Annotated in this window: 14 protein-coding genes; 9 read left to right on the top strand and 5 right to left on the bottom strand. The window is 53.9% G+C overall.

The window, feature by feature from the left end:
* Nucleotides 1–49: 49 nt before the first annotated feature.
* Nucleotides 50–859 carry a ribonuclease I gene (gene rna / locus ACQG2G_RS05870; protein WP_061772745.1) on the top strand — a complete coding sequence of 270 codons (810 nt, stop codon included), beginning with the start codon at nucleotides 50–52 and terminating at the stop codon, nucleotides 857–859.
* Here rna and ACQG2G_RS05865 read toward each other — a convergent pair.
* Nucleotides 853–1,470 (bottom strand): flavin reductase family protein, encoded by a 618-nt coding sequence (locus ACQG2G_RS05865; protein WP_013097603.1) that lies wholly within the window; start codon nucleotides 1,468–1,470, stop codon nucleotides 853–855. The genes rna and ACQG2G_RS05865 overlap by 7 nt on opposite strands.
* Nucleotides 1,471–1,736: 266 nt before the next feature.
* Here ACQG2G_RS05865 and rnk point away from each other — a divergent pair, with 266 nt between their 5' ends.
* Entirely contained in the window at nucleotides 1,737–2,147 is a 411-nt protein-coding gene (gene rnk / locus ACQG2G_RS05860) for a nucleoside diphosphate kinase regulator (protein ID WP_013097604.1), read from the top strand.
* A gap of 107 nt (nucleotides 2,148–2,254) precedes the next feature.
* Here the strand turns inward: rnk and ACQG2G_RS05855 are convergent, their stop codons facing one another.
* A complete protein-coding gene (locus ACQG2G_RS05855) occupies nucleotides 2,255–3,493 on the bottom strand; it encodes a zinc-dependent alcohol dehydrogenase (RefSeq protein WP_013097605.1) in 1,239 nt (412 codons plus the stop codon).
* A 180-nt stretch (nucleotides 3,494–3,673) separates the two neighbouring features.
* On the opposite strand from ACQG2G_RS05855, the gene uspG reads away from it, so the two are divergent.
* On the top strand, nucleotides 3,674–4,102 hold the full coding sequence (gene uspG / locus ACQG2G_RS05850; protein WP_013097606.1) for a universal stress protein UspG: 429 nt from the start codon (nucleotides 3,674–3,676) through the stop codon (nucleotides 4,100–4,102).
* A gap of 60 nt (nucleotides 4,103–4,162) precedes the next feature.
* On the opposite strand, the gene ahpF is transcribed toward uspG, so the two are convergent.
* Nucleotides 4,163–5,728, bottom strand: coding sequence for an alkyl hydroperoxide reductase subunit F (gene ahpF, locus ACQG2G_RS05845; protein ID WP_029882129.1), 1,566 nt, complete (start codon nucleotides 5,726–5,728; stop codon nucleotides 4,163–4,165).
* A gap of 188 nt (nucleotides 5,729–5,916) precedes the next feature.
* Nucleotides 5,917–6,480, bottom strand: coding sequence for an alkyl hydroperoxide reductase subunit C (ahpC, locus tag ACQG2G_RS05840; RefSeq protein ID WP_008501015.1), 564 nt, complete (start codon nucleotides 6,478–6,480; stop codon nucleotides 5,917–5,919).
* Between the two features lie 638 nt (nucleotides 6,481–7,118).
* Here ahpC and citR point away from each other — a divergent pair.
* From citR to ACQG2G_RS05825, 3 genes are all read left to right on the top strand, one after another.
* Entirely contained in the window at nucleotides 7,119–8,018 is a 900-nt protein-coding gene (gene citR, locus ACQG2G_RS05835) for a DNA-binding transcriptional repressor CitR (RefSeq protein ID WP_029882128.1), read from the top strand.
* A gap of 171 nt (nucleotides 8,019–8,189) precedes the next feature.
* Nucleotides 8,190–9,413 (top strand): phosphoadenosine phosphosulfate reductase, encoded by a 1,224-nt coding sequence (locus tag ACQG2G_RS05830; RefSeq protein WP_094085224.1) that lies wholly within the window; start codon nucleotides 8,190–8,192, stop codon nucleotides 9,411–9,413.
* Entirely contained in the window at nucleotides 9,398–10,024 is a 627-nt protein-coding gene (locus ACQG2G_RS05825) for an IbrB-like domain-containing protein (protein ID WP_013097610.1), read from the top strand. Before ACQG2G_RS05830 ends, ACQG2G_RS05825 begins: the two co-directional genes overlap by 16 nt.
* Here the strand turns inward: ACQG2G_RS05825 and ACQG2G_RS05820 are convergent, their stop codons facing one another.
* Nucleotides 10,025–11,185, bottom strand: coding sequence for a pyridoxal phosphate-dependent aminotransferase (locus tag ACQG2G_RS05820; protein WP_040020587.1), 1,161 nt, complete (start codon nucleotides 11,183–11,185; stop codon nucleotides 10,025–10,027).
* Between the two features lie 122 nt (nucleotides 11,186–11,307).
* Here ACQG2G_RS05820 and ACQG2G_RS05815 point away from each other — a divergent pair, with 122 nt between their 5' ends.
* Genes ACQG2G_RS05815 through ACQG2G_RS05805 form a run of 3 tightly spaced genes read left to right on the top strand, consistent with a single transcriptional unit; the run spans nucleotide 11,308 to nucleotide 13,147 of the window.
* Nucleotides 11,308–11,922 (top strand): methylthioribulose 1-phosphate dehydratase, encoded by a 615-nt coding sequence (locus tag ACQG2G_RS05815; protein WP_040020585.1) that lies wholly within the window; start codon nucleotides 11,308–11,310, stop codon nucleotides 11,920–11,922.
* Nucleotides 11,919–12,608 (top strand): acireductone synthase, encoded by a 690-nt coding sequence (mtnC, locus tag ACQG2G_RS05810; RefSeq protein ID WP_014831058.1) that lies wholly within the window; start codon nucleotides 11,919–11,921, stop codon nucleotides 12,606–12,608. The genes ACQG2G_RS05815 and mtnC overlap by 4 nt, the downstream gene beginning before the upstream one ends.
* Nucleotides 12,605–13,147 carry a 1,2-dihydroxy-3-keto-5-methylthiopentene dioxygenase gene (locus ACQG2G_RS05805; protein WP_029882124.1) on the top strand — a complete coding sequence of 181 codons (543 nt, stop codon included), beginning with the start codon at nucleotides 12,605–12,607 and terminating at the stop codon, nucleotides 13,145–13,147. Before mtnC ends, ACQG2G_RS05805 begins: the two co-directional genes overlap by 4 nt.
* Nucleotides 13,148–13,164: the final 17 nt, after the last annotated feature.

Below are 13,164 nucleotides of genomic sequence, written 5' to 3'. Positions count from 1 at the left end.
GCTTTAATAACTTCCAGAAATCTATCGCGTTAACCCATCAGGAAATCACATGTTCAGGAAGGATATCGTTATCCCGTCTGGCGCCATGGCGCTTGCACTCTGTGTCTTCTCCGCGCAGGCGGATCCGCTCAAAGCCACGCAGTATGGCGATTTCGATCGCTACGTTCTGGCGCTTTCCTGGCAAACCGGGTTCTGCCAGAGCATGGCTGAACGTAACCGTAACGAACCCGAAGAGTGCCGTCTGCAAAAAGAGAGCAATAACAAGACCGATTATCTGACCGTACACGGATTATGGCCTGGCCTGCCAAAATCCATCGCCGCACGCGGCGTGGATGAACGCCGCTGGATGCGTTTTGGCTGCGCGACCCGCCCAATCCCGAACATGCCGGAAGCCAAAGCCAGCCGCAAATGCTCAGCCGCCGAAACCGGGCTATCACTGTCGGGTGCCGCAAAGCTGAACAGCGTCATGCCCGGTGCTGGCGGTAACTCCTGCCTGGAACGCTATGAATATGCCAAACACGGCGTCTGCTTCGGCTTTGATCCTGACGCCTATTTCGGCACCATGGTACGGATGAATCAGGAGATAAAAAACAGCACGGTGGGTAAATTCCTGGCGGATAACTACGGTAAAACGGTAAGCCGTAAAGATTTTGATAACGCCGTGGCGAAAAGCTGGAGCAAAGACAATGTCAAAGCATTCAAACTGACCTGCAATGGCAATCCGGCCTACCTGACCGAAATGCAGATCTCGCTTAAGGCCAGCACCATTAATAACCCGCTGTCTGCCGGCTCTTTTGCGCCACAGCCACATCCGGGTAACTGTGGCAAACAGTTTGTTATCGATAAAGTGGGTTACTGATCCACAATCGGGCGCACCATATCGAAGCGGTGTTCATCACTGATGCCATAATAGGCCGTCGGCCCACCCGCACGCAGGATGGGCTGCGCTTTCGCCGTCTGATAGATCCCCTCTTCCAGCAGCGATTCTGCAATATGAATACCCACCACTTCGCCCAGCACCAGCCAGGTGTCAACCGGCGTGCCGTCGGCGCCGGTCAGCTGAATACACTGCGACAGGCGGCACTCAAAGTTCACCGGACTCTCGGCCACGCGTGGCGCCTTTACAAGCTGGCTTGCCGCTGGCGTCAATCCGGAAAAAGAGAACTCGTCTTGATCGTGAGGCAGCGTAGCGGAGGTGAGATTCATCGCCTCAGCCAGATCGCGCGTGGCAAGGTTCCAGACAAACTCACCCGTTTCGTTAATATTACGCACGCTGTCTTTCCAGCCGTTGCTGGAAAAGCCAATAATCGGCGGGCGGTAGTTAAAGCAGTTAAAAAAGCTATACGGTGCCAGGTTGATCTGTCCTGCCTGGTCGCAGGAGGAGATCCAGCCAATCGGACGCGGACCAATAATGGCATTCAGCGGGTCATGCGGCAGGCCATGCCCCTGTGACGGTTGATAAAAGTACATAGCGCTCTCTTATAAGGGGCAGACGCGAACTGCGTTTACCCACTATCCTGATTCAGAACGTTCAGCGTAACGCAATCCGCCAGAAATGCAGACTGAATAAATTTCAGCGAAAATTCATATGGCCCATGAATGTGACCTCTATCACTTCAAAGTTGCGTGCGCAGACAGTATCATCGGGAGAGTTAAACCCTCGCTGCCATACGGCGAGGGTTTTCTTTTGGATTGGTTTCTGCGTTACACGCAGCATTAACGACATGGAGTAAAAAATGTCCAGACCCACCATCATTATCAATGAACTTGACGCAGAACGTATTGACCGACTTCTGGAGAAACCAGAATTCGCCTCGCTCCCGGTAGCCGATGCCCTGAATGAAGAGCTCGACCGGGCGCAGATGTGTACCCCGGAGTCCATGCCGCATGACGTGGTCACCATGAACAGCCAGGTCAAATTCCGCAACCTGACAACGGGCGAAGAGTTAACCCGCACGCTGGTCTACCCGGCGCAAATGACCGACAGCAGCGCTCAGCTTTCCGTGCTGGCACCGGTCGGCGCGGCCCTGCTGGGCCTGCGTACGGGGGATACCATTCACTGGGAATTGCCGGGCGGTGCCTCGACCCATCTGGAAGTGCTGGCGTTGCTCTACCAGCCAGAAGCGGCAGGCGATTACCTGCGTTAATCCCATCTGAACAAGCGCGACCCGCGTTGCACAGAGGATGCCTGCGCATCCTCTTTCCGCAGATTCACCTGGACGTCCTATATCGTGCCGCAGGTAAGGGAACCGTCTTAAACCACCCCACCCGGAAACGCATTCACCAGCCCTTTAACCTGCTGTTCCGCCGCTTCCGGCGTTTCGGCACCGGGCACCAGAATCACCTTGCGGCACGCCTCCTCCCGTTTTTCAAAGATCCGGTAGGCGCGTTCGGCATCGTCCAGCGGCAGATAGTGGGTGACAATCTCCTCCGGCGTCAGCAGCCCTTTTTCGATCAGCGGTAACAACTCGCCAAGCCAGGCGTGGACGTGGGTCTGGCCCATCTTAAAACTGAGCCCCTTATCGAAGGCATCACCAAACAGGAAGCCATGGATAAAGCCCGCATACACGCCGGGCACGCTCACCACCCCACCCCGTCGAACAGCAGCAATACACTGACGCAGCGCTTTACCGCTGCTGCCCTCAATTTTAAGGTTGCTGAGGATGGTTTCCGTGGTGCTGCCTTTGGCTTCAAACCCCACGGCATCAATGACGGCATCCACGCCGCGCTGGCCTGCGGTTTGCTCAATGATTTTTTCCGCTGCGTCGTTGTCTTCATCAAAGTTGATGGGGATAGCGCCGTAGCGCTCTGCGGCAAAACGCAGACGATACGGGTGATGGTCAACCACAAAGATCTGTTCGGCACCTAACAGCCGCGCGCAGGCGATGGTCAGTAACCCCACCGGTCCTGCACCAAAAACGGCGACGCTGGAGCCTTTTTCAATCTGGGCATTTTTCGCCGCCTGCCAGGCGGTAGGCAAGATATCGGAGAGGAACAGCGCTTTATCATCGGAGAGCAGCTGAGGCACTTTGAAAGGCCCAACGTTACCTTTGGGCACCCGAACGTATTCCGCTTGTCCACCGGGCACGCCGCCATAAAGATGGCTGTAGCCAAACAGCGCGGCGGGCGCGGGAATTTGCTTTTTATTCAGCGCGGCGCCCTGCCCGGCGTTGGTACTCTCGCAGGCCGCGTACTGCTGCAGGCGGCAAAAGAAGCAGTCACCACAGGCGATGACAAACGGGATCACCACCCGGTCGCCTTTTTGCAGCGTCTTCACTTCCCTGCCCGTCTCCACCACTTCGCCCATGAACTCGTGGCCAAAAATATCGCCGTGTTCAACTTTGGGGATCTTCCCGCGGTAGAGATGCAGATCCGATCCGCAGATCGCCGTGGCCGTTACGCGCAGGATAATATCGTCAGGTTGTTCAATAACAGGATCGGGGACATTCTCGACACGAACATGATGTGGACCGTGGTACGTGAGTGCTTTCATGCGACCTCCGAAAGGATCCGGGTAAGTATTTAAGGGTAGCGTTCCCTGACGACCTGCCCGGGATTAGCGGGCTTTTGAGATTTATCCTGGGAAAAACAGAAAAGTGCCGCAGTGCTTACAAAAACCATATTCATTTTATGGTTGAATGGGTCCAGCGTTTATAAACAAGGAGAAACGGGTATGTATCAAAGAATTATTATGCCGGTTGATGTTTTTGAGATGGAGCTGAGCGACAAGGCCGTACGCCATGCGGAATTTCTGGCGCAGCAGGACGGGATTATTCATCTTCTACACGTGCTGCCGGGTTCTGCCAGCCTGAGTCTGCATCGCTTTGCCGCCGATGTACGCCGCTTTGAAGAGCATCTGCAGCACGAGGCGGAAAATCGCCTGCAAACGATGGTCGGGCACTTCACCATCGATCCTTCCCGCATTAAAACGCATGTCCGGTTTGGCAGCGTGCGCGATGCCGTTAACGAGCTGGCGAGCGAGCTGAACGCCGACGTGGTGGTTATCGGTTCACGCAATCCGTCCATTACCACGCATCTGCTGGGTTCAAACGCCTCCAGCGTTATCCGTCACACCCACATTCCGGTGATGGTCGTGAGATAAAAAAAAGAGGCCACCTTCTGGTGGCCTCTCCTGGTGCAGGTGCAGTCTTACTGACTTTTATTATGCTGTTTTGGTGCGAATCAGGTAGTCGAACGCGCTCAGAGACGCTTTCGCCCCTTCACCGGTCGCGATGATGATCTGCTTGTACGGCACGGTAGTACAGTCGCCCGCCGCAAATACGCCCTTCACGCTGGTTTCACATTTGGCATCGATGATAATCTCGCCCATGCGGTTACGCTCAATGGCGCCTTCCAGCCAGGTGGTGTTTGGCAGCAGACCAATCTGCACGAAGATCCCCGAAAGCGGAACGCTGTGCACATCGCCACTGACGCGGTCGCGGTACTCCAGACCGGTGACTTTACTGCCGTCGCCCTTCACTTCCGTGGTCTGCGCATTCAGCACGATGTCGACGTTTTTCAGGCTGCGTACTTTATCCTGCAGAACCTGGTCTGCCTTCATCTCTGGTGCAAATTCCAGCAGGGTAACGTGTTCAACAATGCCCGCCAGGTCGATAGCCGCTTCGACACCGGAGTTACCGCCGCCAATCACCGCCACGCGTTTGCCTTTAAACAGCGGACCATCGCAGTGCGGGCAGTAGGTCACGCCTTTGGTGCGATACTGATCTTCACCTGGCACGTTCATGTTGCGCCATTTGGCACCGGTGGCAATGATAATACTGCGGGCTTTCAGCACCGCGCCGGAAGCGGTTTCAATCTGGTGTAAGCCACCTTCGACTGCGGCAGGAACCAGCTTGCTGGCGCTCTGGCTGTCGATTACATCCACTGCGTAATCATTGACATGCGCTTTAAGTGCGCCAGCCAGTTTCTGGCCTTCGGTCTTCGGCACAGAGATGTAGTTTTCGATATCCACGGTATCCAGCACCTGGCCGCCAAAGCGTTCGCCCATCAGACCGGTACGAATACCTTTACGTGCGGAATAGACCGCTGCCGCGGCGCCCGCCGGGCCAGAGCCGACAATCAGTACATCATACGCATCGCGCTTGTTCAGCTCTTCTGCGGCACGTTTTTCGGCGCCGGTATCCACTTTGGCCACAATTTCGGACAAGGTCATACGGCCCTGGCCAAACTCCTGCCCATTCAGGAACACTGCCGGAACCCCCATCACGTTGCGATCGGTGATTTCGTTCTGGAAAGTGCCGCCATCAATTGCGGTGTGTTTAATACGCGGGTTCAGGACTGACATCAGGTTCAGCGCCTGCACCACGTCCGGGCAGTTGTGGCAGGAGAGCGAATAATAAGTTTCAAAGGTGAAATCCCCGTCGATATCGCGGATCTGCTCCAGCAGCGCCTGCGCCTCTTTCGACGGATGCCCACCGGTCCACAGCAGAGCCAGCACCAGTGAGGTAAATTCGTGGCCCAGCGGTGAGCCGGCAAAACGCGGCCCCTGATCAGAGCCAGGGTTGGTGATCAGGAAAGATGGCTTACGCACCGCCAGATCGTTCGCTTCTTTGAAGGTCACTTTCGGTGACAGTTCGGCGATCTCCGCCAGCAGTTCCTTGATTTCTGCCGATTTAGCGCTGTCGTCCAGCGTGGCAATCAGCTCAACAGGTTTGGTCAGTTTCTCAAGGTATGCCTTGAGCTGGGTTTTCATTGTAGTGTCGAGCATTGTTATTCCCTCTCTAAAAACGTCATCATGCAAGCTGCCTTATACGGGCGGCCTGAATGCAACTTGCATCATGGTGCTGGAATGAAATGGGCGCGGGGGGCGCCCATGGGTTGCCGGGTGGCACGTCGTTTAGCCGGCCTACGATACTGTAGGCCTGTGCAAGCGCAGCGCCGCCAGGCTTTACAGACTTAGATCTTGCCGACCAGGTCCAGAGATGGAGCCAGCGTCGCTTCGCCTTCTTTCCATTTCGCCGGGCACACTTCGCCAGGGTGAGACGCCACGTACTGAGCGGCTTTCACTTTACGCAGCAGGTCAGATGCATCACGGCCGATACCTTCAGCGGTAACTTCGATAGCCTGGATAATGCCCTGCGGGTCAACAACGAAGGTCGCACGGTCTGCCAGGCCTTCATCTTCACGCATGTTGTCGAAGTTACGGGTCAGGGCGCCAGTCGGGTCACCGATCATCGCGTATTTGATTTTCGCGATGGTTTCAGAGCTGCTGTGCCACGCTTTGTGGGTGAAGTGGGTGTCGGTAGAGACAGAGTACACGTCTACGCCCAGCTTCTGCAGTTCATCGTAGTGATCGGCCACGTCACCCAGTTCGGTCGGGCAAACGAAAGTGAAGTCAGCCGGATAGAAGAAGAACACGCTCCAGCGGCCTTCGGTATCTTTCTCAGTGACTTCAATGAATTCGCCGTTTTTGAACGCCTGGTTTTTGAAAGGTTTAATTTTGGTGTTAATCAAAGACATCTGTACTTCCTCCGTGTTTTCGTTGAGATGTAAGGTAACGAACTTTCGCTACATGGGCTAATGCGTTTGCTTTATCAAATCAATCAGCCATACCTAACAACCCGAACAAGACAACGTTGTGAACCCAATGAATAAAAGCCCGAAAGTAAAAAGGCCGCCCTGGTGGGCGGCCCTGATACCTGAACTTTCCACAGGAACTTTCAGTGCCAGTGAGACTGGCGTTGCGTTGCGCTCTACATACCTTTATATCAAGGTCGTTACAGCCCCTCGATTACAGCACTCTTGTCGGGACAGGGCAATGGATTGAAGGGATAATCATATCTATGGCTGTGATAGGTTTTACCAAACTAAGCATTCCCCATCGCCGCTAATGCTCACGCCAGTAAAAATAAAAATGAGTGATAATTACTTGTCCATATATAAATCTGACTATTTTTATTCAGTTCTGTTTTCTATTTTAAAGGTAAAAATATCTTAACCATTATTGAAGTTCTATTTCATTAATCTACGTTCGTGATATATTAAGTTGGTTTTCAATCATAATTAAGCGAACTAACCATCAAGGATGGTAAATGGTTACGTTCCTTCTATAGTTATCAGTGATGTGATAACGCAACGCAGCACACTCAGGATGAAACATGGCAAATCTTTACGACTTAAAAAAATTCGATCTCAATCTGCTGGTCATTTTCGAATGCATCTACCAACACCTGAGCATCAGCAAGGCAGCAGAAACGCTCTACATAACGCCTTCCGCGGTCAGTCAATCCCTGCAGCGGCTGCGTAACCAGCTGAACGATCCGCTGTTTATCCGTTCAGGAAAAGGGATCACTCCCACCACCGTCGGGGCAAATTTGCATCATCATCTTGAGCAAAACCTCAATCAGCTTGAGCAGACCATCAACATCATGCATGGCTCATCGCTCAAAAAGAATTTTGTCATCTACTGCCCGCAGGTTCTGACAACCGACAATCTGCTCAGCCCCATGAAGCTCTTGATGCGAGAGCACAATTATGAAATAGAGCTTCATGACATGCTGCTGTCCGCGGATTCTGCAGAAGACCTGCTTGCCTACCGCAAAGCAGACTTAATTTTCTCCATTGCGCCTATCAACAATCGCTCAATGGTGTGCGTTCCCTATGTTAATTACCGAATGATTCTGGTGTGCAGCCAGGATCACCCCCGTCTGCAGGAGACCGCTACCCTGGAAGAGCTGCAGAAAGAGAAGTTTACGATCTTCCTGAGCGATGAAGCGGGTGTGAAACACTATCAGTCAAAGACTGAGGAAGTGCATGCCGACAGGACAATCGGTTTTCGCTGCGACTCTCTCTTTTCAATCATAAACATGATCAGCGCATCGCATTTAGTGGGATATATCCCGGAAGTCCTGTATGAAAAATACCGTGACGTATTGCGACTGAAAAAAGTGGACGCCCCCTTCATGCTGCCACAAATGGAAGTCTTCATGGTTTATAACCGCTCAGCGCTTAATAGCTCGGTTTTCTCGAAGTTTGTTGAGCAGATCGCGCAAAAATAAATCCAAATGGCTGTGATATTTACAGCCATTTCTCTCATCAAAATATAACCCTCATTTATAGATAATAAAAAATCTGCCTTTTTTGATTTACCTGCCTTTATTTTCACTACTATTATTCTCTCTCCTGCATTGACATGAACGTCCGGTATTTATTTCCAGGAGGAGTTGCCTTTGTCAATTTATAAGCATCCGCTCAATCAAAATGTCCTTGACGCTGCCACAGAGCGCATAACATGGACGCTTGAGAATCTGCCAAGGGTCTGTGTTTCATTTTCTGGCGGAAAAGATTCCACCATTATGTTCCATTTAACGGCCCGACAAGCCCGAAAAATGGGAAAGAAAATCTGTCTGTTATTTATCGACTGGGAAGCACAGTTCACCTGTACCATTCAGCATGTGAATAACATGATCGCACAATACGCCGATGTGATTGAAAAGTGCTGGTGGGTAGCGCTCCCGTTGACCACGCAAAATTCACTTTCACAGTTCCAGCCCGAATGGCAGTGCTGGGAGCCGGGTAAAAACTGGGTACGCACGCCCCCGGAAGAGGCGGTAACCGATCCCGATTACTTCTCGTTCTACCAGCCCGGCATGACCTTCGAGGCCTTTGTTCGCGAATTTTCCGACTGGTTTGCCAAAAAGCGCCCGGCAGCAATGATGATCGGCATTCGTGCCGATGAATCCTACAATCGCTTTTTGACAATCGCCAACGCACGAAAGCAGCGCTTTGCCGATGACAAACCCTGGACCACCGTCGCCCCCGGCGGGCACGCCTGGTATGTCTATCCGCTTTATGACTGGAAAACCGCCGATATCTGGACCTGGTTTGCGAAAACAGGCGGGTGCTATAACCCGCTTTACGACCTGATGTTTCAGGCTGGCGTGCCGCCGCGCTATATGCGCATCTGTGAACCCTTTGGCCCGGAGCAGCGTCAGGGATTGTGGCTCTATCATGTTGTGGAGCCCGAACGTTGGGCGGCGATGTGTGAGCGGGTAAACGGCGTGCACAGTGGCGGGGTCTACGCAGGGCAGGACAATCATTTCTATGGCCACCGCAAAATTCTGAAACCCGACGCGCTCAGCTGGCGGGAATACGCCATGCTGCTTCTCGACAGCATGCCGCACACCACTGCGGAACATTACCGCAATAAAATCGCGATCTATTTGCACTGGTACCAGAAGAGAGGCATGGCCGATATTCCCGACACCCAGGAGGGCGATATCGGCGCCAAAGATATCCCGTCCTGGCGACGCGTGTGCAAGGTATTGCTCAACAATGACTACTGGTGCCGGGCGCTGTCATTCAGTCCGAACAAACCCAGGCATTACCAGCGTTACAGCGAACGGATGAAATCAAAACGCAAGGAGTGGGGGATCTTATGCAGCAGCAATTAATTAACGAGATGAAAAATTATCTTCAGTCTCTTCCCGAAGATAAACGCATTGAAGCTATTAACGCCTTTCGCCAGGCTATCCATGAAAATAGCCCTTTTCGCGAACAGCCTGTCGACTGCGTACTGTGGATCAAACAGGACGAGATTACCGCGAACGATTACAACCCCAACAACGTTGCCCCGCCGGAAAAACGGCTGCTCTGTAAATCCCTGGAGATGGACGGTTTTACCCAACCCATTGTGGTGACGGAAAGTGAGGCCCGGCATTATGAAATTGTCGATGGCTTCCATCGGCATGAAATTGGATCCAACCGGGCGGTATTGAAACGCCAGCTTAAAGGCTATCTTCCTGTCACCTGTCTGCGTAAAGAGCGGCAGAAAAAGTTCGACCGGATAGCGGCCACCATTCGCCACAATCGGGCGCGCGGCCGCCATCAAATTAATGCGATGTCCGATATCGTCCGCGAGCTGGTGCAGCTTGGCTGGGACGACGAGAGAATCAGTCAGGAACTGGGAATGGATAGCGACGAGGTATTACGCCTCAAGCAAATCAACGGTCTGCTGGAACTCTTTGCAGACCGCCGTTATTCAGAAGCCTGGACGGTCAAATAATCAGATCGCGTTAAGACGCTCTGCCGCCGCCAGCAGCGTCGATTCCTGTTTCGCAAAGCAGAGACGAATCAGCTTATGCGGGAAGGGATCGGCGCAAAAGACGGATAACGGGATCGCCGCCACGCCCACCTCTTTGGTCAGCCACTGGCAAAAACTGACGTCGTCCAGATCGGAGATGGCGCTGTAATCGGCCAGCAGGAAATAGGTGCCTTCACACGGCAGGATCTCCAGACGGCTCTGACTCAGGGCACTCACAAACCGATCCCGGCGTGCGCGGTAAAACTCGGGCAGCTCACGGTAATGCTCAGGCTCAGCGCGCAGCATATCCGCCAGCGCCAGCTGGGCAGGCGTGTTCACCGCAAACGTCAGGTACTGGTGCACTTTACGCAACTCCGCGCTGATGGCCGCCGGTGCCACGCAGTACCCCACCTTCCAGCCGGTCATATGATAGGTTTTACCGAATGACGACACCGCCACAGCGCGCTCGCGAAGCTGCGGATGGGCCAGCACGCTGACGTGCCCTTCCCCGGCAAAGCAGATGTGCTCATACACTTCGTCGCTCAGGACATAAATTTCATGTTCCGCAATGGCCTGCCACAGCGCGGCGAAATCGCTCTTCTGCCACACGGTCGCCGACGGGTTGTGTGGTGTATTCAGAATGACCAGCCGGGTGTTGTCGCTCAGCAGCGCAGCAAACGCCTGCCAGTCGGGGCGAAAATGCGGCGGCTGTAATGCCACGCGCTTCACCACGCCGCCGGACAGTTCGATGGCAGGCGCATAGCTGTCGTAGCTTGGGTCAAAGCAGATAACCTCATCGCCCGCGCGAACCAGCGCGGTGATGGCCGCATACAGCGCTTCAGTCGCACCTGCCGTCACCGTAATGTCGCTGTTGGCATCCGGTTGATAGCCATAGCATTCCGCCGTTTTATCCGCAATGGCGTCACGTAATGCCTGCACACCGGTCATCGGCGCATACTGATTCGCCCCCTGGGCAACGTGCCAGGCCAGACGCTCCTGCAAATAGCCTGGACCATCAAAATCCGGGAACCCCTGCGAGAGGTTAATGGCGTTGTGCTTCTGGGCCAGAGCGCTCATCTGCGTAAAGATAGTGGTGCCCAGGTTGGGAAGTTTGCTTTGCGGAATCAATGCGTTATTGCTCATTGTGGGGTGCCTGCTTGTAATACTTATGTTGCTGCCACTATAACACGATGTTAGTCTTTGGCAATCAAGACGCTTAGACGTCTAAACAATATGAATATTCCTGACCGAGAGGGTAAAAGGAAATGACAGACAACCTGCAACTCACGCAACTGGTCGAAGCCTGCCGCTGGATTGGTGCCAAAGGCTGGGCCCCCGCCACCGGCGGCAACATGTCGGTACGTCAGGATGAAAACCTGTGCTGGCTCAGTGAATCCGGCAAAGACAAAGGCAGCCTCACGCCGGATGATTTTCTGCAGGTGGAGATTGCCACCAATCGCGCCCCCTCTGGCCGTAAACCTTCGGCCGAAACCGGGTTACACACGCTCATCTATCGCCTGTTCCCGGAGGCCAACGCCGTACTGCACGTCCACACGGTGAACGCCACGGTGCTCTCGCGGCTGGTGAAAGAGGCGGAGTTGTACATCAGCGGCTTTGAGATGCAAAAATCCCTCACCGGGCAGACTACGCACCTGTCTACGGTTGCCATTCCGGTATTCGATAACGACCAGGACATAGACGCCCTCGCTTCGCGAATCGCCCATTACACGCAGGAGCGCCCGCTTAATTATGGTTTTCTTCTGCGCGGCCATGGCTTAACCTGCTGGGGACGTGATGTGGCCGAAGCCCGCCGTCATCTGGAAGGATTAGAATTCTTATTTGAATGCGAAATGCGTTTACGACAACTGGAGAAGATATGATTCGCGCGATTGTGACGGATATTGAGGGAACCACCAGCGATATCCGTTTTGTCCATGATGTTTTGTTCCCTTATGCGCGTGAGCGTCTGGCGGCCTTCGTCACCGCCCAGCAGTACGCCGAGCCGGTCAAATCGATTCTGGACAACCTGCGCGATGAAATCGACGCTCCGCACGCCAGCGTCAGCGATCTTATCGAGACTCTCTTCACCTTTATGGATGAAGACCGTAAATCGACGGCGCTGAAGGCCCTGCAGGGAATTATCTGGCACGACGGTTACGTCAACGGCGACTTTACCGGCCATCTCTACCCGGACGTGCTGCCGGCGCTGGAAAAATGGAAAGCGCAAGGTATTGATCTCTATGTTTATTCCTCTGGCTCCGTCGCTGCGCAGAAACTGTTATTTGGCTACAGCGATGAAGGTGATATTACTCATCTGTTCAGCGGCTACTTTGATACCCATATTGGTGCCAAGCGTGAGGTGCAGTCTTATCAGAATATTGCGGCGCAGACGGGCATCGCCCCGTCGCAGATCCTGTTCCTGTCGGATATCCATCAGGAGCTGGACGCTGCTGAACAGGCCGGTTTTCGCACCCTGCAGCTGATTCGCGGTGATGATGACGGTGCAAGCCACCATCATCAGGTTCACCAGTTCGACGAGATTAACCCGGAGCAGATCCCTTCATGAGCGCATTAACCATTTATTCCGATAAAGACGCGAGTAAGCACCTGTGGCACAGCACCGACGCCGCCGAGATCGCCCAACAGCTCAACGCCAAAGGCGTGCGTTTTGAACGCTGGGCGGCTGACCGTGATTTAGGGCGCGACCCTGCCCCAGAAGTGGTCATTGACGCTTACCAGCATGCCATCGACAAGCTGGTCGCGGAGAAAGGCTACCAGAGCTGGGATGTGATCAGCCTGCGCGCCGACAACCCGCAAAAAGAAGCGCTGCGCGCCAAATTCCTCAACGAGCACACCCACGGCGAAGATGAAGTGCGCTTTTTCGTGGAAGGCGCGGGATTGTTCTGCCTGCACATTGACGATGAGGTGTATCAGGTGCTGTGCGAGAAAAACGACCTGATTTCGGTGCCAGCAGGCACACCGCACTGGTTTGATATGGGCTCAGAGCCAAACTTTACGGCCATCCGTATATTCGATAATCCGGAGGGCTGGGTGGCGCAGTTTACCGGTGATGCGATTGCGGATGCGTATCCGCGTCTCGCATAGGTGGAAGCATTGCTCCC

Source organism: Enterobacter cloacae complex sp. 382A5, from assembly GCF_050031095.1.
Classification (GTDB): domain Bacteria; phylum Pseudomonadota; class Gammaproteobacteria; order Enterobacterales; family Enterobacteriaceae; genus Enterobacter; species Enterobacter cloacae.
Note: the sequence above shows the minus strand (reverse complement) of the source record. Positions and strands in the feature narration are given on the sequence as shown.